The organism is Wolbachia endosymbiont (group A) of Sympetrum striolatum (assembly GCF_947250715.1).
Taxonomy (GTDB): Bacteria; Pseudomonadota; Alphaproteobacteria; order Rickettsiales; family Anaplasmataceae; genus Wolbachia.
The window spans coordinates 287795-307358 of record NZ_OX366342.1 but is presented as its reverse complement, the minus strand read 5'-3'; the positions used below and the strand labels follow the sequence as shown (position 1 = coordinate 307358).

Genomic DNA, 19564 nt, shown 5'->3' with positions numbered 1-19564 from the left:
ATAGCTGACCCAAGCAACACGTCATACCGCGATTCATTCGCGGTATCTCTTAGCCGCTAACAAGTAGCGGGATGACAGCAGTCCTAAGTCATACCACCGCGAACCGTCATACCGCAGCAGTATCTCTAGATCCCGCTAACAAGTAGCGGGATGACGGTTGTCAGGCTAGCTGTCATCCAAGTAGCCCCTTCGGTGTCATCCCAGTGCCCAGACACTGGGATCTAGTTAAGTTGATGAGCATAAAAGTAGCCGTTTTATATTAAAGTACAACGTTTCTGATGATGGAAAAATGGATCCCAGTGTCATGCACTGGGATGACAGGAGAGGGGAGTGGGATGACAAGAGAAGAATTCTAAAATGAAAAGTTTCAAGGAAATCTTATGTAAAATCTAGCATTAACGAAAATTATACTATTTTCATGCATGCTATGGTTTTTGTAATTAATGGAGGGTGATATGTCGGCTAGTTTAAAATTTGAAAGGGCTGTAGGAACAGCAGCAACAGATCTCAGTCATGTTAAAATTATAACTTTAGCAGATAAGAAGGGTAATAAATATACTTTAGACTTAACAGGAGGTGATCTTAAATTGGAATATACACCAGATAAAAAACCTGCAGTAGAGTACAAGGTAGATGGTTTAGCAACAGCTCTTGGAAGTTTACTTAGTACAAAAGATAATAATAAATCAGTTCTAGTGGGTACATTAGGAGAATTTCTTGATAGCTTAGACAAAGCAAATTATGATGGTACAAATAACCAAACAGCAAAGGCGTTCTTAGGAGGTAAAGGGCTACAAGGAGCAGATGGAGCTCAAGGCCCAAAAGGAGAGAAAGGAGAGAAAGGAGAGAAAGGAGAGAAAGGAGAGAAAGGGGATCCAGGAAAAGATGGTAAAGATGGAACAAGTCCATCAGCTGCTGAAATAGCTGCTGATCAAGCCTTACAAAAGCATATAGCAGCGATAAATATAAAAAGTCCAGAATTTAAAGAAGCTGTGCAAGAGGAAATGTCACAACTGTCCTTTGACATTCCACCAAGTGATGATGCTGCACTTAATTGGACTTGGTAATACAGCAAGTAGTCACGCTACTTGGATAACACCTAACACCCCACAATGTCATTCCAGCGCGTGACGCTGGAATCTAGGAAAGTTTGCTTGTAAGCAAGCAAACTTATTTGGTGAGTATAAAAGCATAGCTAACGCGAGCTCTACGCCATACCGCCACGGTATCTCTAGATCCCGCTAACAAGCAGCGGGATGACGATTGTCAGGGTGTCATCCCAGCGCCTCTCTATAATGTCATCCCAGTGCCCATACACTGGGATCCAGATTGGACACTAAGTTGGTGAGTATAAAAGCATAGCTAATGCGAGCTCTACGTCATACCGCCGCGGTATCTCTAGATCCCGCTAACAAGCAGCGGGATGACGATTGTCAGGGTGTCATCCCAGCGCCTCTATGATGTCATCCCAGTGCCCAGACACTGGGATCCAGATTGGACACTAAGTTGGTGAGTATAAAAGCATAGCTAACGCGAGCTCTACGTCATACCGCCGCGGTATCTCTAGATCCCGCTAACAAGCAGCGGGATGACGATTGTCAGGGTGTCATCCCAGTGCGTGACACTGGGATCTCATTTTACTTTATGATGATGTCATGAAAGTAACTGACACTGGGATCCAGAAGACTTAATTTCAACCAAATAATAAAGGCTAGATCCCAGACTGGAATGACATCATAGGGGCACTGGGATGACAGCAGTCCTACGTCATACCGCGATTCATTCGCGGTATCTCTTAACATAGATCCCGCTAACAAGCAGCGGGATGACACCTCTCTTGGGCTCTTTTAGCTACAAACATTAAGAAATTTACCAAACGAAAAAAAGGCAAAAGAAGCCCCGTGGTGCGAGTTTTGACTCTATATTACTGTAAGTGGCGCTGTAATAATGTGCTAACGCTTAAAATAAGCGCGATTTGGCTGAATGTAGAAAAAATTTAAAAGACATGCAGCCGCTATAATTTTATGTAATCCGCCAAAAAATACCCTAAGTTTTTTACTGAATTTTGTCATTGAGCCTGCAGGTCAAAAACAAGTTTTGAGTCAGAAATACCCTTAATACTACAATAAGGGGGTTGGCGGAGTTTGTCAAGGAAGTTTTGCATTTAATCCGTTTATGGCTTAGGTGCCGGCCAGCTACTTGACTCCCGGCTGGGTCGAATTTGTATAGCTACATTGTCGGTAAATCTAAATTGCTTTAATAATTTTGATTGAAAAATAGTTTTTCTATTATATAAATGCTACTTTAGGGTAATCAAAATGGAAGACGATAAATATAGCCTAGGTTTAAGAGTTATCCATTGGTTGATGGCTGTTTTTATTATTGGTATGCTTTGCTCTGGACTTTATATGAAAAGCTTACCACTTAGCAATGAGATTAAGTTCAACATATACGCTATTCATAAGGCTTGCGGTATCACTATTCTTGGACTAATCATAGTACGCATATTTTTTCGCGTCTTTACTTATGTTCCACGACTTCCAGCAAATTTTTCTCGATTTGTAATCAATGCAAGTAAAACAGTACACTTTGGTTTATATTCTTTAATGGTGCTAATGCCACTATCTGGCTATGTTATGTCTTCTGCTTCTGGCAAAAAGATCAAGTATTTTTTTCATATCCCTTTGTTGATTAATCAAAACAAAGATCTAGCTAACACGGCTAATCAGCTACATTCGATGCTTGCATGTTTTATGGTACTCTTTATAATCTTGCATATACTTGGCGCTTTGAAACACACATTTATAGATAAGCAAAACATTTTTAAACGTATGATATAGGTTATATGTTAAGTAGCCTCTGGAAAAAAGGAACAGATTTTCTTGGTAGTGAGTTTGCGATAATGGGTGGTGCTATGAGCTGGGTTTCAGAGAGAAACTTGGTTTCGGCAATCTCAAACGCTGGTGGTTTTGGTGTAATTGCATGTGGTGCAATGTTTCCAGACCTATTGAAAAAAGAAATCATAGAGACACAGAAATTAACTAACAAATCATTTGGTGTAAACCTAATTACTATGCACCCAAAGTTGAGTGAGTTGATAGATGTGTGCATTGAAACGAAAGTGAGCCATATAGTGCTTGCTGGCGGATTACCAACGAAGCCTAATATAGAAAAAATCAAGAGTGCAGGCATTAAAGTTATGTGCTTTGCACCAGCATTAAGCCTTGCGAAAAGGTTAGTAAAAATGGGAGTAGATGCGTTAATAATAGAGGGAATGGAAGCAGGCGGGCACATAGGGCCAGTTAGCACTTCTGTTCTCGCACAAGAGATATTGCCTCATTTTAAAAATGAACAAATACCAGTGTTTGTTGCAGGTGGAATAGGAAGAGGTGAAATGATAGTTAATTACTTAGAAATGGGGGCAAGTGGCTGTCAAATAGGTACATTATTTGTCTGCACTAATGAGTCAATTGCCCACAAAAATTTTAAGAAAGTGTTTATTAAATCAGCCGCACGTAATGCAATACCTTCTGTACAGATAAGTGCTGATTTTCCTGTAATTCCAGTAAGAGCTATAGCCAACAAAGCAAGTGATGATTTTATGAAGCATCAAAAAAAAGTTATTGATGAATACCAAAAGGGACAGATCTCAAAAGAAGATGGGCAGCTTGAAATAGAAAAGTTCTGGGCTGGAGCTTTAAGAAGAGCAGTAATTGATGGAGATGTTGAAACGGGATCTTTAATGGCCGGTCAAAGTGTTGGCATGGTTGATAGGGAAAAGCCTGTAAAAGAAGTGATAGACATATTAATTCAACAGGCAAACAATTATATTGAAATGTAGAAGTAGAAGAGCAAATAATTATCCATAATACGGCATAATTGCCCAGTTTTAATGTAAAATTAACGCTAAAAAGGTATCTATACATTTTATTATGTATGGAGAAGTCTATGCCAAGTTCTAAAAAAGATATTAACCAACAATTGCGCGACACTATATACAAAAAGGTAACAAAAAAAACACATAGTAATCAAAGTCCAAAAAAAAATGGAGATGGAACTATCGCAAAATGCATAGAGTTGTTCAACAAAGGAGCTGACCCTAACGTATTAATTCAATTAGAAAAATCACTGAGAGAGCAAGAAAAATATCAAAAATACTATAATTATTACACCGAGAAATTTCTTCCAGCATTGGAAGTAGAAATAACAAACTCAAAAAAACTAACTACAGCAAAAAGAACGGAAATAGAAAAAATAATTATGGAACTAATAACTTTAGATGTTGTTAGCAAGAGCAGCAGTGTAAGCTCAATACCAAGTGCTGTTAAAGAAAATATTGAAGATCAAATGCAGCTAGGACATATTGAAGAGCAAAACAACACACAAGAAACACCCTTGAATATAGCTGAGAAAAAAAGTGGTGATAATAAAATACTTAGTAATTTAGGTATTACAGAAGAAATACTTGAAAAAGATAGCAAGGTTGTGGAAGAAATAAAGGAGCATAAGCAGACTTCTGAACTCAGTAATGATAATGATTCAGATAGTAGAATAGATTCACCTAGAAAGAGTGAAGAAAGTTTGGAATTACCAGTAAGGAGCAGTATAAGCTCTACTGAAGAAGATAGTAATCCACAAAAAGCAGAAACTGAAAATAAAGTGCTGCTAGAACAGACCACAGAAAAAAAGCCAGCTCAGGTGTCATACCAGTGCGTGACACTGGGATCCAAAAAAAAAGAAAATATGGACCCAAGTGGTCAGGCTACTCAGAGGACAGGTAGTCAGCCAGTGAAATCTGAAGAACAAAAGGACAAAAAAAATACCATTACAACCATGCAGAAACCTCCTGTGAATGAGAAAAAGGGTGAAGATACTCCACTTAAACAACCCAATAACAGAAATCTTCACGTTGCACTTGTAGCAGGTTGTGCTCTCTCTACAATAGGGTGCATTGTTGCAGGAGCAATGACATCAGGACTGGTAGGAGCAGGACTACTTGCTATGGCTGCAGTGTTTGCTATAGCAGCAGTAGCTGAATTGCATTCAAACTTCCTATCAAGTAAATTAACATCCATTAATGTGGAACCTCTTGTTGATGATAAAAAGCTTACAGCATGTTCACATCTGTAAAAATTAAATATGTGTTACTTGTAGTGGATAAGTGAATTCAGTTCTTGCCTATTGATATAAAAGTTGTTATATTTGAGGAATATTTAAAGGGTATTTAGTTGATGCGCATTCAATTGAATAAAGTTTTGGTTTTTATAGCCTTATTAAGTTTCATTTTTGCATCATATTCTAGCGAAGCTTCGGTGAGTGATGAATTAAAGGATGTACAAGAAACAGTAAAAGATTTTATTTCTTCATTTTCAATTAAAGATACTGTAGAAAATATGAGTCCTTCAACAATCATAGGGTTGTGTATAGCTGCGGTGATACTTGCAGTAGTGTTCAGAGGTCTAATCTTTTTTATGATAATGTTTGGTGTACTGATCATGATGTTTGGTAGTACAGAAAAGGCAAAAGACTACTTAAAAGAAAAATTTAATTTTGCAAAAGATATAAAATTACAATCCGATAGCGAAAAAAAAGATAAAAATTAAGATAGTATTTTTATCTTTTTTAATTATCTTTATTGAATACGCATATGCAGCTAAAAGTACAAGCAATTAACTCTAAGTTTGAAAAAAAGAACAACTTAGCATTACTAGAGAGCATTGATTTAGATTTCATTCCTTATGCTTGTCATTACAATGAAGAAACTATACTAACAAAACAGGGAGAGTTGTTAAAAATAATCAAGTTAGAAGATTATTCTTCTGTTGATAATTACAGCGACCTTAGAACTGAAATTAGAAAAAGCATATCAAAAAATATTAATAGCCTATATTTTACCGTTTGGATTCATACTGTCCGAAAGCGCAATAAATTGAGCTTAAAATGGAATAAAACTGAAGACTTCTCTGATAAGCTACATTCAGCGCGGTTTGATAAACTCACTGATAGTAAATTACAGTATATAAATGAATTATATATTGTAATATTGTTTAGCGATTTTGGTAAGCATACTAATAATTCATTTTTTTTTAATAGAATAAAGAATAAGCATAAGCTGTCTTTACAAGAAAGCCACCAGGAGTTGCAAAAGATAACTGACTTAATTCACGATGATTTAGGACCTTTTGGAGCTAAAAAACTGGGTCTAAGATTTAGTGAAGGTAAAATATATTCTGAAATGATAGAATTTCTCCACTATATTGTTACATTAACGCACAAAGATTATCCAATACATGAAAGGGACCTGTCGCAATATATTAGAAATTTTAAAATAGCTTTTGGTTTCAATACGTTTCAGACAATCTTTGAAAATCAACAGAAATTTGGCTCTGTTTTCAGCATAAAGGAATACCGAGAAATCTCCTTAGGCAATATAGATAGGTGCTTGCAGCTTGAATCTGAATTTATCATTACAGAAATAATGATATTTACTAGTAATAGTAAGGCAATAAAAGAATTTAATAAACAAATTAACATGCTGCAAATTAGTGAGGATAATACCTTACTTAAAAGCTCAGGAATTGAAGAAATAATAGAGCTTGAAAAGACCTCTAGTCTAGACTTCTGCCAACAGAAAATTATTTTTACAATATTTGCAGACGATAGGAATAAGTTAGCCGAAAATATTAGTGATTTATCTTCTATAATGTCATTAATTGGCTTCATGATATTTAGAACTGATCTACATATGGAAAGTCATTTTTGGGCACAACTTCCGGGCAATTTTACCTTTATTACACAACCGAAAAATATATTAGCAAAATATGCTTGCAGTTTTGCTATGCTGCATGATTTTACGTCAGGTACATTAAAAGGAGGAAGGTGGAAAGAAGCGGTAACAGTTTTTTTCTCAAAAGAAGGAAATCCTTACTTCTTTAATTTCTATGGAAAAAGAAATAATGGCCATACTACGATACTTGGAGCTCCAAATTCAGGCAGAACTTCACTCATTAATTTCCTATTATCAGAATCAAGAAAGTTTAACCCAAGAATTGTCATATTGGATAACACTGGAAAGTCGATAATTTTTACTAAAGCAGTGAGTGGTAAATATTATATAATCGATCCGAAGTATAAGGACAAAAGCCTAAAATTTAATCCACTAAACATTGAAGATAGTGCTTCCAATCGCAATATGTTGGTTGAACTGATCAAAAGAATGGTAGCCGATACGAGCTTGGTGGACGTAGAAGAAAAGATAAGAAAAATTGTGGATTCTATATTTGCTATACCCAAGGAGTCACGTTCTATTGCGCAAATTTCTGAGGTGCTTTTGCTCCTCGGGGGTAAAATAAGTAGATGGTGTGACGGTGGTGAGTTTGCTTACTTATTTCAAGATGGTAATGAATCAGATATTGACTGGGAAACAAAAATTATATCTCTCAACACCGCAAACCTCACAAAACGAAAAGAATGTATGTCCGTGATACTTTACTATTTTTTATATTCTTTTGAGGCAAAATGTGATGGCTCGCCTGCAATACTTGTTTTGGATGAAGCATGGGAGATAAGTAATATCTTTCCTACAGAGAAAGAGTTTGATAACTGGATGCAAAGAATGACGGAACTAAATGTTGTAGTAATCCTAAGTACTGAAAACTTAAACCTCGCATTTGCTAGCAAATTTACTCAATATTTAGATAAACATGTTGATACAAGGATCTTGATGCCAAACGTCAATGCAAATAGGTTATACATGAAAGCATTTTCTTTATCGAAAGAGGAGCTGAATATAATTCTGCAGACGCCAACACAGGAAGGTTTATTTTTGATAAAGCAGTATAAAGGGTTAGTAACTTTAAATTTAGATTTAAAGAATATGCAAGAAATACATGTACTTTCAGCTAACAAAGAGACGATAAAGTATATGTACGAGGCAATAAAGGAAAAAGGAGAAGAAGTTAATGAGTGGTTACCGGTGTTTTATGAGAAGTGTAAAGCTTAATTTCTTATTGATGTTCTTTTTGATACTTGGTCTTTCGTATCAAGGATATGCTGATTGTCCGAATTTTGTAACGAGTAATACTTGGTTCGAAGCAATAGTTAGCGGAGATTGGGTAAAAGAAATTAAAGTACAAGCAATAAAAGATCAAGGAGTTGATGGCTATTTTAATCCTAAAATTAGAGTATGTGCTTATGATGGAAAAAGTTATTGTTATAACTTACAAAGCGGGGAATCCTGCCGCCAAATATATGGAACACAAAGTACAGGTGGGGGTGTTTCTGCTGCAGCTTTTATTGACTGGGGAGGGGATAAAATGCTGAATGGTGGAAAAATTCATGGACAGGTGACACGGGGTCTTGAGTGGGAATGGGCAGATGGTGTTACTGATGAGGAAAAAAGAAGATTCGCTAACTCTCCTAAAATATGCGCTTGCAGTCAAAAGGGTGCTTGTATATCAGGTATTTCTCCATGGGGTTCTAGAGTTTTTTCAGGGGAAAATATCTTTCGCCCTGGAGAAATGGAAAATGTTTGTGATACTTGCTATCAGGAAAAAGTAAAATGTGCCCCTGTGCCACTTGCACCTGGCCCCCCTCCGTTCTGTGAGCAACTTGCGATGTCACCTCCACAAGTTAGAATTGTTCCTATAACAGATGAAGACAATGATTACTTTAACCCTAAAGTTAAGGTAATCATTGGTGATCTGAAAGGAGGAGACGGAGAGATTGGAGAAAAATTAGATTTCCCTAAAGGGTATGGAGAAGATAAAGCTGAGTGGCGCTCTATTTTAGACAAAGATGGCATCACGTACTACTTCAAAACTTATAGAGAAAAAGATAAGCTCTGCGCTGAATACCTTGGAACTCAAAGTATAGATGAAAAAAATCCACAGTTCGTCCGCTGTTTCCCGGCACCACCTACTCCAGAGCCTGAAGTAGTAGAGATAGTAAAAAGTAACACGCCTGGAAAACAGAGTAACACGTTAAAGATAAGAATGAAGATGAGTGAGAACACTTGTACTTATGAAGCACGTGGAACCTACAGCAATGGTTTATGTACTTTTAATGTTAATGCTGGTTCTTCTACAAACATTGGCCCTCTATCTTTAAAGGTAGTAAGACCGAGAATAGTTAAAAAAACAACTGATAGTAATAACGAAAAAAGTTATATTGATAATATTATAAAAGGTATATTAGAAAGTAATCCGCAACAATTTAAAGTTCTGAAAGAATATGACTATGTTCCTGATATTGAAACAGAATGTAAAGAGTTTCAAGGAAATAAATGCAAATTGAACAGCTTAGGACAACCAGAAGTAGAAATAAAATATAAAGAAAATTCTAACAGTAGAATGCTTTGTCTTTCTGGATGGCAGCCAGAACCAGAAGAGTTTGTTCTTGAAAGAGAAAATAAAATAATACCACTAAAATTAATGGGAACAAAATATATTAAATACAATGCTGTTTATTCAAAGGAATCAAATCGGTTCTATTATCTTCCAAGCAAGGAAAGGGAAACAGTCGACCTCTTAAAAATAAAAAGACTTCAAGATCAGTTGGATAAAATAATATTTAATAAGCAAGGGTATGTTTTCTTCCCTGACGACAATAAACAGGAAAAGGGGAAATGCAGTTACTGTGTAAAAAGAAATGATGAGATAGACAAGGCATTTAAATCTGGTAAAGGACTGAAAGTAGTATACAAATTGACGGATGTAGAGCATAGAGAAAAATGTAATCAAGGTGATGATGGTTGCATCTGCTCTGATGGAAAATGCAGCCGTTCAAAACAATATTTGAATAAAAATGAAAATGATAAGCCATTCTACTTAAGGTATGAGGAAGTGGATTGTAAAGATAAGGATGGTAAAGTATTAAGAGATGAAAAAAATGAAGTACAAAAGTGTACACAATTAAAAGATCAACTGATTAAAGCAGATAGAACAGAGGTCTTTTACGCTGATAAATTGTGTAGGTTCGATTTAGAAGGTCTCAAAAAGAAATTAAAAGAAAAATTAAAAGAGATAATCAAGGAACAGCTGAAAAATAAGAAACCAGATCTTGAAAAAAATAATGAAAAATCCTATGATCATGAAAATAAAGATGTTTATACAGATGACTTATCAATAAAATTTGATCGTGTTGAAATAGAAGCGTGGGGAAGTGGTGAAGCAGGTCATATAAAAGATACACCTATTAACTGCGAATCTTCTGTATGTTCCACTGAAAGTAGAGCAGGAATGCCAGGCGATTATATTAAAGCTAAACTGAAAATTGACCCTAATTATCCTGTAATTAAGGTGAAAGTTACAGAGGGAGGGGGTAACCAGGAAAATAACTCCTCAGATAAGGACGGAGGACCTATTTTTATAAAAATGTGTCGTTCAGACAAACAAGATTGCAAGCCATTAATCACTGTTGCAGGTGGAGGTATGTATAGAACATATGGTCCTGAACGTACAAGTTATCGGGACACAATAATTCATGAACCGAGTTTAGAGTTAGAAAAAACAGTTATACCAGCAAGTGCATTGAAGTCTACTGAAGATAATAAAATAACATATATAGAAGATGGTCAAGTCAAGTATGAAATAATAGAGTGTGGAAGTGGTTTGAGAAGCAGTAAACCTGGTGCAGGTGGTTGCATTTATAAAAGCAAAGAAATTTATGGTAAAGGCTCTCCAGGGTATGTGAAGATTAGACCTATTATAAAGGAATTTGACAAAGAAGAAATAAATGATGCTATTGAAAAAGTGACAAGAGATCTATATGATCTTGAAGCTATGACTGATTTTTCGACGAAGGACCTTAATGTGAATATAAGAGAGAAAGTTGAAGAGGAAATCAAAAAAGAATTGTTAAGGTAAAAAGATATAACTCTGAAAATTATGCTCTAGTTTTAATAATTAATTAAAGTAAAGCATGTAGTAAATGGTGTATCTTAACAAAAAGGTATAACGAATGTAGGAGGGTGCTTTATGTCTCTAAAGAATAAAATTTCTGAGCTAATAGAACAATAATTTAGCATTAAATACCATGACAATTATTTGGCTACCACTATACATAAGTGGGCTGCAAATGAAATATCTAATTCTATTGCTTTTTGCATAATTGGTTGTGGAAATTGCAAGATTGGATATTAAGATGTTGCAAATTCATTCAACATAACAAAAGAAGAAATTGATCAAGGTAATATTGCAAGCATAGAAAGCAAAATAAAAAGTGAAGCTGAAAAATCAGGTAGTGAGTTTCTTAAGTTGATTTCTAGAATGGATCAATCGCTAAGAGAACAAAGTGAAAAGTCTATTGTACAAATTTTAAACTCATCTGCTGAGGAGATGTTACAGAGTTTTTGTGACAGCACTATATGGCAAAATAATTCTCCAGAACCTCAAGAAGTTAGTGCAACTCCTGCTTCATCTGAAGAGTCTGCTACAGAAGGTCCGGAAACTAGTGTTAATCCAGATCCTTTATCAACCTAATCAACCCCATATATATGTTTTTTTTGTACCCATGCTTTACGTTTTGGGGTGGAAAGAAAGCACCATTCTTCGTTGCATTTTTCTATTTTCATTACAACGAACTTGTCTATTTTCATAGTAATCTTGCTGTCTACACTCTGTTTTTGATATCCATAAGTATCTTCTTTTATCATTGCGTGGTGCTTATCACTAAGCAGATTGCCTTTTATCCATCCGCAGTCTTCATCTATATCGCAGACCTTTTTCCAACTCTCAAACTCTTCTATCACTTTCAGGGGCAGATTTTTGCAAGTGTATATCCATTTTACAGGATAGTGAAACCCTGGCCCTGTTCTCATGTTGATTTTGTTTGACTTTGTTGAAACAAAGTTATTAGCAAACAAGCTATGACTAAATAATAAAAACAATAGGATAATAGTACTGAACCAAGATCCCAGTGTCACGCACTGGGATGACGTGAGGGATAGTGTAACAGACTTATTCATCATAATTCACGATTAGATTGACATAAGATAAAGAGTAAATTAAAAATTGAATAGATCTTTAAATGCAAAATCAATGCCTATAGAAATATTAATGCCTGCTCTTTCACCGACAATGAGCAAAACTGGAGGAAAAATTGTCAAGTGGCATAAAAAAGAACAAGACAAAGTTGAAGTAGGCGACGTAATTGCTGAGATAGAGACTGATAAAGCCATAATGGAGTTTGAATCTATAGATGAAGGAGTTTTAGCAAAAATTTTAGTAACAGAAGGAACAAGTGGCGTGCCTGTAAATCAACCAATAGCTTTAATGCTGGAAGAAGGAGAAGATGAAAGTGCACTTAACAACTATACTTCAACTTCCATCAATAGTGCAGTTAAAAAGGAAGTGACAAAAAGTGCTGTTGATAATCAAAAATCAGAACACCAAGATTTAAACGGAAAGCCAACAAGTCATTCTTCGGTGTCATTCCAGCGCGTGACGCTGGAATCCAGAAGAAAAGAACCAGTGTCAGCTACTCAGATGACAGAGGGTTATGTAGAAGGTAGAATAAAAATAAGCCCATTAGCTAAGAAAATAGCTCAAAATGAAGGGGTTAATGTGCAGCAATTAAAAGGTACAGGACCATATGGTCGCATAATTAAGGCTGATGTGTTGGAGTCTTTAGGTAGTGGTACACGCATTGAAAGTCGTGAAAGGCCCGAGGAAGATACCATGGTTGAAGTAAGCAATATGCGCCAAGTGATAGCACAGCGCTTAACTGAATCCAAACAGAATGTTCCACATTTTTATTTAACTGTAGACTGCCAGGTTGATAAGTTAATATCGTTAAAAAACGAGATTAGCTCAGCAGATGAAAATAACAAAGTAACAATTAATGACCTAATCATAAAAGCTGCAGCTTTCAGCATGAAAAAATTTCCTGATATAAATTCTTCGTGGATAGATAATAAAATACTTAAATACTCGAATGTAGACATTTCAATCGCTGTGGCACTTGAAGATGGGCTAATTACTCCTATAGTAAAAAATGCTGATAAAAAGGGTATTTTATCTATATCAAAAGAAGTGAAAGATTTAGTAAGCAGAGCAAGATCTGGAAAATTAAGGCCAGAAGAATTTCAAGGAGGTGGGTTTACTATTTCCAATTTAGGAATGTTTGGTATAAAAGCCTTCAGTGCTATAATCAATCCGCCGCAATCTTGCATTATGGCAGTTGGTGCATCCAAAAAACAACCAATTGTTATGAATGAGAAAATAGAGATAGCAGAAATAATGACAGTAACACTTTCTGTTGACCATAGAGCAGTTGATGGAGCATTAGGAGCAAAATTTTTAAATGCCTTTAAGCATTATATAGAGAGTCCTCTGGCGATGCTTATTTGAAACCTATTAGCATCGTTATTACAAAATTAATACCTCTAAGTTTATAATTCTACTAGTTAATAGGCTTAGAGGTAAAAAAATGAATACTACAGTAGAAAAAAATAATCCAAAAATTTTTCCTAAAAATGAAGGAAAGATTAACTCAAAAGGCATGGTTGCCCCACCGCTACCACCAAGAGCACCAGAGACCAAGTTATCGTCGCAGAATGAGTTAGAAAAAATAGTAAAGCTTAAGAAAGTTGCTCCACCTGTTCCTCCGAAATCTTCCCAAGCTAAATTTGCTGGAATAAAAGCGATTTTTGAGCGAAATGCATCTCATTCCCAAGCAAATGATAGTAATAAAACAGTAAGTAGCAATCTTGGAAGAACATTTGGCCCAACAATGCAAAAACTCATGAAAGACAATATTCATAGCACTTCTAACAAACAACGCCGTGATTCAGGGGATAGTGGTATCAGTGATGTTAGTAGCAGTACTCTTGATAAAAAAGCTAAAGCTTACAATCCACTTGATTGGAATCCAATCTATCAAGGTAAAAAGCGCTTTAGCTTAGACAATATTTCGAGTAATTCGTCTTCATGTAGTGAAAAAAGCAATATTTCAGATATAAGCGATAAGTCTAATAATTCAAACATTGTCAGATGTAATATTACTAGGAGTAACAGTAAGGAAGACCTTCGTAAACCTGATGCTTCACATAATGACAAATCTGCAGGTAAAAAATTATCTAATGTCAACGTAAGCGAATTAATCAGAAAGTTTGAACAAGGTAATAACATAGTAAAGGGGCGTTAATCAAATATTACCCTATCTTTGTATATGCAAAGGTAGGGTATCTTTTCAAAATATTATATCCTTTATAGCTTTGTTAATTTTTGATTCCTTCTCTGCAAAAGCAGCTTCTAGAGAGGTTTTAAGTTTTTCCCATTCCTCTTGACCATTTAGAATTAAAGATTTATATTCATTTTCAATTTTTTCCAATGCTCTTTGACATGAGGAATCTAACTCCTCATACAAATCAGTATTTACTGATTGCAGTATTACCAAAAACGAAAACAAATTTGGAGCAGGTAATTCTTCTCTTGTGTAATTCAGAAGACACAGCTTTATTTTTTTTACGCAGTATTCTATTGTTTTTAACGATAGTAAAAGGCTTTCTGCATAAAATATAAAACTATCTACAATCAAATTTTTTGACTTTTTCGGTAATTTAATATTTTCAAATAGTTCTTTTGTAAATTTTTCTATCGGTTGCTTCGGTAAATGTAAAGAGAGATCAGTAAAAGATTTTAGGTCAAAATTTGGTCCAAGTATCGTGCTAATGGCTTTATGCACATTGCTCTTATCTTTACTTACAGAAATAATGAAAACCAGCCCCTCCACATCAAGCATATACTTTATAGATTCCAAAAAATCGACAACGAATTTAGGGCGGCACACATCAAGATTATCCACCATTATATAAATGTTTTTGTCTTTTCTAATTCTATTAACTACTTTTGCCAATTGTGTTTTAAAATCCTTAATGTTTTCTTCTCTTCTTTGAAGAGTATTCAACTCTCTCAGTACAGAACCAATATCTTTCCTATCAGCCTCTTTTGTAGCGTCAAGCAATACGGAAAGCATAGCAAGTGGAGATTTACTGATCAGCTTTCCTAGTGTGTTTAGAGAAAATAGTTCTTGGTTTATGTTCTTGAACTGTTGTATAACGCTTCTTTTTACTTCATACGATGCAAATAAATCTTCAAATAGAAAATTTAAAAAAGAAGGAAGTGGTTGATCCAGTGCATTGATATCCCATGCGTTATAGTAAGCTGCAATTTCATTTTGCTGTTTTAACTCTTTTACCCACTCTTTCAGAAAAAACGTCTTACCCCATCCGTCATATCCTTCTAAAGATATTATTGTAAAAAACTGATCAATCGTTTTAATTATAGTGTTGAATTTGCCTGAAAATTGCTTATAGTTTAGACGGTCATTTTCCCAAGCCGCCACTTGAAGTGGTGGCGCTGTTTCTTTCTTCTTGAACGTTATTAACGATGCAAGTTTTTTTAAGCACATACCTTATTTTATATTTAACTCATATTCTTGTCTTGAAGTGAGGGCTGCTTTTAACGTTCCTTCATCTAGATAGTCAATTTCTCCGCCCATTGGTATGCCGCAAGCAAGACGTGATATTTTCACATCCAAATTTTTTAGCAATTCAATTATATATTGTGCAGTAACTTGACCCTCTAATGTCGGATTAATTGCAATAATTATCTCTTCAACTTTAGATTTTGTCACTCTTTCCAGAATAGTATCAAGGTTAAGTTCTTTTGGACCTATGCCGTTTATTGCAGACAATCTGCCCCCCAAAACATGGTATAAACCTGAATATATATTTCCTTTTTCAAACGCCCATAGATCACCCAATTCTTCTACTACACACAGTAACTTAGTGTCACGTTTTGGGTTAGTACAAATAGAACAAGGTGATTTAGTATCTAGATTTCCGCAAATCTCACATTCTACTATAAGATCTGCTAGCTCTTTAATCAAAGATACAAGTGGTAGCATAACTTTCTCTTTGTTTTGGAGTAAATGTATAACCAACCTGCGTGATGATGATGGTCCTAAACTTGGCAATTTAGAAAAAGCATGAACTAGATTCTTTATGTTAATGTTCATTCAATAAATTCAGAATAGTTCATCAAATGGTAACATCAAACCCTTTGTAAAGAAAGTGGTAAGTTTCTCTTGATCCCACTTTGATTAGCTATAGAAAAAATTTTTTACTCTAATGCAAAAAATTACTTCCGCACACTTAAAGCCTGATTATAATAGACTTCTTGCATAACCCAAACTAAGTAGAAAAAAGGTATAGCTGACCCAAGCGAGACGTCATACCGCCGCAGTATCTCTAGATCCCGCTAACAAGTAGCGGGATGACTACCCCTACAACAACATTGCAAGTATTGATTTTTCTCCCCATGAGAAGAGTCTGGAAGCTCTTTCACTCTAAACACGATGTTCACATCCTCAAAATTAATCTCAATTCGCTTAACTAACGTTCTAATAATATCACGTTTAGTTAGCCAGTCTGCATTATCAAGACTTGAGTTAATACTAGAGGAAAATCCCTCTAAATTTGTTACTACTAGAGTGAACTCTTGTGTGAGTTTTTTCTGATCAAATGTTTTTTTCTTTTGTTCTTCAACCATTTTTAAGTTTTGTTTCATTGCTTTAATTCTTGGCTCAAATTCTTCTTGATCAATATATTCTTGAGCATCACTATCAATTAACCTTGCAATACCACGTTTTAATTTATCTTCTTGTGCTTCAAGCAAAGCGCTTTTTTGATCTAGTGGTAAGTTCTGAAAGTCTTCGTTTATACTCCTCTAATATTCTATTCGGATTTTTTAATAGATGCTTTACTTCTTCCCACACAGCTATGTCTAATGTATCTGTACGAATTAATTTGTTGTTACACATTTTATTACCACCAAAACGGCGTGCCAATACAACGATAATACACCTGATTATTAGTTTTTTTCCCTCCTTATTCCTTGCAGTGCTAGTACCATAATATGCATAATTACAAAGCTTACATACTACTAAACCTTGCAATAAATATCTTGCTCCTCTTTGTCTTGTTCTTGCTATTTTTCTATTCTCTGCTAATTGTTCTTGAACTATATCAAATAAATCTTCGTTTACTATACTAGGTACTTTAATATAAATCCAATCCTCTTTTGGAACAGGATAAGTAGAATAATTATCTTTTGGTTGCTCGCAGGAGTTTTTTTTGGTCTTATATGTTTTAATTTTACGCCTAACCTTGTTTTACCAAAAGCTGCTTGTCCTCTATAAGCAGAGTTTTTTAACATACTCAAAACTACAGCCCTATCCCAATATTCTTTTCCTGTTCGCGTCATAACGGACATAGCACTTAGCCCACGACATACTTCTCCTATACTCGCTCTTTCTCTTCCTACCCAAAAAAATACTTTACGCACAACTTCAGCTTCTTCTTCATAAATTTCAAATAAGGCTTGTCCTGTCTCTGTATTTTTATTTATATAATGATAGCCATAAGGAGCAGCTCTCATTACACTTATATAACCCTTATTGGCTGCATAAATCTTTCCTCGGCAGCTTCCTTCCATGATTTTTGCACGTTCATATTCTGCTATCATACCTTGCATTTGTAATAGTAATTGAGATTCTGGATTATCGCTAATTAAAAAAAATGACTTCTACTCCTAGTTTCTTGAACTCTTCAAGTAATACCATCTGATATGCATACTTGCGAGATAAACGATCAGGAGAATGAATATAAACCTTATCAATGCTACCTTCTGCTATTTTATCACGTAATTTTTCTAAACCAGGACGGATTATATTAGAACCATTATCAATAAATTTATATTCATTTAATAATTTATGTCCGTCCATACTAATTTGATTCTCTATAGCAGCAATTTGACTTGCTATTGTACCTTCTTGTGCTTGTCTCCCTGAAGAAACTCTTGCATATAATCTAACTGTTACCATTTAACCCTCCTCAAATCTACTTTCTTACATTCAGAGTTTTCTTCCTTTTTGCTCACTTTTATTGGTTTACTTAACACTAATTTTTCATATGCATCTAATAGATACAACTCTGCTAATCTATTCACTTCATAACTACAACGAATACAAACTATTAATTTCTTGTTGCCCATTAGCTCTCCCATTTATTATTCATCGAGACATATGGTTATTTGATCACTAGCTCTATAAATAAATTCAACTCTCTGTTCTTTTTGTAGAAGCTTTCGGGAAATAGTTTTCTCAAGTTTCAGATTTCTTCCAATATTGTTGGCGGAGTCCCTACGTCATACCGCCGCGGTATCTCTTAGCCGCTAACAAGTAGCGGGATGACGATTCTTCAAATCGTCAAGGTGTCATCCCAGTGCCCTGACTACTTGGATCCAGAAAACTTAACTTTAAATAAGTGGCTGCATAATAAAGACTAGATTCCATCGTCACGCGCTGGAATGACACCATTTTCGGTCTCTTAAGTTGCTTTAGCTACAAACATTAAGAAATTTACCAAATAAAAAAAAGGCAAAGAACTCCCGTGGTGCGAGTTTTGACTCTATATTACTGTAAGTGGCGCTGTAATAATGTGCTAACGCTTAAAATAAGCGCGATTTGGCTGAATGTAGAAAAAACAAAAAAGACATGCAGCCGCTATAATTTTATGTAATCCGCCAATAAATACCCTGAGTTTTTTACTGAATTTTGTCATTGAGCCTGCAGGTCAAAAACAAGTTTTGAGTCATAAATACCCTTATTATCATAATAAGGGGACTGGCGAAACTTGTAAAGTAATTTTTTGCAATATCAGGGGATAATTTCGACCATAAACCCCTACCAATAAATTTTAACAAAAATACTTTAGTGCATTTTCAAATATAAGCATTCCATCACCATATTTTGGCACAGCAATACCTAAACGCTTGCTCTTTTCTTTTTCAAGAGGCCAATTATCTTGCTGAGTAAAAAATATTCCCCTCTCTGGATGGGGCATTAAAGCTAGCACTCTTCCACTTTTATCTGATAAAGCTGCTAGGTCGTATGTAGATCCGTTCGGATTGTAAGGAAATTGTAGGTTAGCATAGTTGCCATTTTCATCAATGTAACGTAATGCGGTGGAATTGCTCTCAATCAATTGGTTCAAAATATCTTGATCCATAAAAAATTTGCCTTCCCCATGAGCAATAGGGAGATATAGTTCACTCAGGCCCCGTAGCCAAACAGAATTACTCTGCGGATTAACTCCCACTCTAATCCAACGGCATTGATAATTGCCTATATCATTATGGATTAAAGCTAGACTAGAGAACTCTGGAATTAATTTTACTAATATCTGACAACCATTACATATTCCTATAATCAGCTTGTCCTGAGATAAAAACTCTTGAAACTCATCCAACAAGTTGTTTTTAATACGTAAAGCAAACGCATTACCAGCACCAGTGTTATCACCATAGGAAAAACCTCCTGGAATTGCAAGTATATTGCTTAATTTCAGTTCACTTGGATTATCTATGATATCATTAATGTGAACGATTTTTACTTCAATATTACTAATACCAAGTTTTCTGCTGCATTCCATAAATGCAAATGCGGTTTCTTTTTCGCAATTTAAGCCATAACCAGATAGGACTGTGATTTTCATGAATTG

The 19564-nt window shown here is 35.2% G+C and carries 20 protein-coding genes; 10 read left to right on the top strand and 10 right to left on the bottom strand.

Annotated elements, in window-relative coordinates:
- Positions 1–455: 455 nt before the first annotated feature.
- Complete coding sequence (locus OOK87_RS01510; protein ID WP_264687859.1) at positions 456–1067, top strand: hypothetical protein; 612 nt, start codon at positions 456–458, stop codon at positions 1065–1067.
- A gap of 570 nt (positions 1068–1637) precedes the next feature.
- Here the strand turns inward: OOK87_RS01510 and OOK87_RS01505 are convergent.
- On the bottom strand, positions 1638–1802 hold the full coding sequence (locus tag OOK87_RS01505; protein WP_264687858.1) for a hypothetical protein: 165 nt from the start codon (positions 1800–1802) through the stop codon (positions 1638–1640).
- Between the two features lie 516 nt (positions 1803–2318).
- Here OOK87_RS01505 and OOK87_RS01500 point away from each other — a divergent pair.
- The 7 genes from OOK87_RS01500 to OOK87_RS01470 all read left to right on the top strand — a co-directional run bounded on the left by OOK87_RS01500 (position 2319) and on the right by OOK87_RS01470 (position 11480).
- Positions 2319–2840 (top strand): cytochrome b, encoded by a 522-nt coding sequence (locus tag OOK87_RS01500; protein WP_253307207.1) that lies wholly within the window; start codon positions 2319–2321, stop codon positions 2838–2840.
- Between the two features lie 5 nt (positions 2841–2845).
- The gene (locus OOK87_RS01495) at positions 2846–3841 is read left to right on the top strand and encodes an NAD(P)H-dependent flavin oxidoreductase (protein ID WP_253307206.1); all 996 of its coding nucleotides are present in this window, start codon (positions 2846–2848) and stop codon (positions 3839–3841) included.
- A 107-nt stretch (positions 3842–3948) separates the two neighbouring features.
- The gene (locus tag OOK87_RS01490; protein WP_253307205.1) at positions 3949–5130 is read left to right on the top strand and encodes a hypothetical protein; all 1182 of its coding nucleotides are present in this window, start codon (positions 3949–3951) and stop codon (positions 5128–5130) included.
- Positions 5131–5231: 101 nt separating this feature from the next.
- The gene (locus OOK87_RS01485; protein ID WP_264687857.1) at positions 5232–5603 is read left to right on the top strand and encodes a hypothetical protein; all 372 of its coding nucleotides are present in this window, start codon (positions 5232–5234) and stop codon (positions 5601–5603) included.
- 44 nt (positions 5604–5647) lie between these two features.
- On the top strand, positions 5648–8002 hold the full coding sequence (locus OOK87_RS01480; RefSeq protein ID WP_264687856.1) for a VirB4 family type IV secretion/conjugal transfer ATPase: 2355 nt from the start codon (positions 5648–5650) through the stop codon (positions 8000–8002).
- Positions 7962–10865 (top strand): hypothetical protein, encoded by a 2904-nt coding sequence (locus OOK87_RS01475; RefSeq protein WP_264687855.1) that lies wholly within the window; start codon positions 7962–7964, stop codon positions 10863–10865. Before OOK87_RS01480 ends, OOK87_RS01475 begins: the two co-directional genes overlap by 41 nt.
- A 402-nt stretch (positions 10866–11267) precedes the next feature.
- On the top strand, positions 11268–11480 hold the full coding sequence (locus OOK87_RS01470) for a hypothetical protein (RefSeq protein ID WP_253307210.1): 213 nt from the start codon (positions 11268–11270) through the stop codon (positions 11478–11480).
- Here the strand turns inward: OOK87_RS01470 and OOK87_RS01465 are convergent.
- On the bottom strand, positions 11477–11968 hold the full coding sequence (locus OOK87_RS01465; RefSeq protein ID WP_264687854.1) for an SH3 domain-containing protein: 492 nt from the start codon (positions 11966–11968) through the stop codon (positions 11477–11479). The two genes, OOK87_RS01470 and OOK87_RS01465, sit on opposite strands and share 4 nt — an antisense overlap.
- Positions 11969–12038: 70 nt before the next feature.
- Between OOK87_RS01465 and OOK87_RS01460 the strand changes: the two genes are divergently transcribed.
- Positions 12039–13349 (top strand): pyruvate dehydrogenase complex dihydrolipoamide acetyltransferase, encoded by a 1311-nt coding sequence (locus OOK87_RS01460; RefSeq protein ID WP_253310000.1) that lies wholly within the window; start codon positions 12039–12041, stop codon positions 13347–13349.
- 79 nt (positions 13350–13428) lie between these two features.
- Positions 13429–14145 (top strand): hypothetical protein, encoded by a 717-nt coding sequence (locus tag OOK87_RS01455; RefSeq protein ID WP_264687853.1) that lies wholly within the window; start codon positions 13429–13431, stop codon positions 14143–14145.
- Positions 14146–14190: 45 nt separating this feature from the next.
- On the opposite strand, the gene OOK87_RS01450 is transcribed toward OOK87_RS01455, so the two are convergent.
- From OOK87_RS01450 to OOK87_RS01415, 8 genes are all read right to left on the bottom strand, one after another.
- On the bottom strand, positions 14191–15411 hold the full coding sequence (locus tag OOK87_RS01450) for a KAP family P-loop NTPase fold protein (RefSeq protein WP_253307213.1): 1221 nt from the start codon (positions 15409–15411) through the stop codon (positions 14191–14193).
- Positions 15412–15414: 3 nt separating this feature from the next.
- Entirely contained in the window at positions 15415–16014 is a 600-nt protein-coding gene (recR, locus tag OOK87_RS01445) for a recombination mediator RecR (RefSeq protein ID WP_253310001.1), read from the bottom strand.
- A gap of 248 nt (positions 16015–16262) precedes the next feature.
- Positions 16263–16679 carry a hypothetical protein gene (locus OOK87_RS01440; RefSeq protein ID WP_253307214.1) on the bottom strand — a complete coding sequence of 139 codons (417 nt, stop codon included), beginning with the start codon at positions 16677–16679 and terminating at the stop codon, positions 16263–16265.
- On the bottom strand, positions 16672–16959 hold the full coding sequence (locus OOK87_RS01435; RefSeq protein ID WP_253307215.1) for a recombinase zinc ribbon domain-containing protein: 288 nt from the start codon (positions 16957–16959) through the stop codon (positions 16672–16674). Before OOK87_RS01435 ends, OOK87_RS01440 begins: the two co-directional genes overlap by 8 nt.
- Before the next feature lie 89 nt (positions 16960–17048).
- A complete protein-coding gene (locus tag OOK87_RS01430; RefSeq protein WP_264328685.1) occupies positions 17049–17537 on the bottom strand; it encodes a recombinase family protein in 489 nt (162 codons plus the stop codon).
- A gap of 31 nt (positions 17538–17568) precedes the next feature.
- Positions 17569–17886, bottom strand: a complete 318-nt coding sequence (locus tag OOK87_RS01425; RefSeq protein WP_264687852.1) for a recombinase family protein — start codon at positions 17884–17886, stop codon at positions 17569–17571.
- Positions 17880–18056: a hypothetical protein gene (locus tag OOK87_RS01420; protein WP_264687851.1), complete on the bottom strand. Its 177-nt coding sequence runs from the start codon at positions 18054–18056 to the stop codon at positions 17880–17882. The genes OOK87_RS01425 and OOK87_RS01420 overlap by 7 nt, the downstream gene beginning before the upstream one ends.
- Before the next feature lie 704 nt (positions 18057–18760).
- The gene (locus OOK87_RS01415) at positions 18761–19558 is read right to left on the bottom strand and encodes a phosphoribosylformylglycinamidine synthase subunit PurQ (RefSeq protein WP_264687850.1); all 798 of its coding nucleotides are present in this window, start codon (positions 19556–19558) and stop codon (positions 18761–18763) included.
- Between the last annotated feature and the right edge of the window lie 6 nt (positions 19559–19564).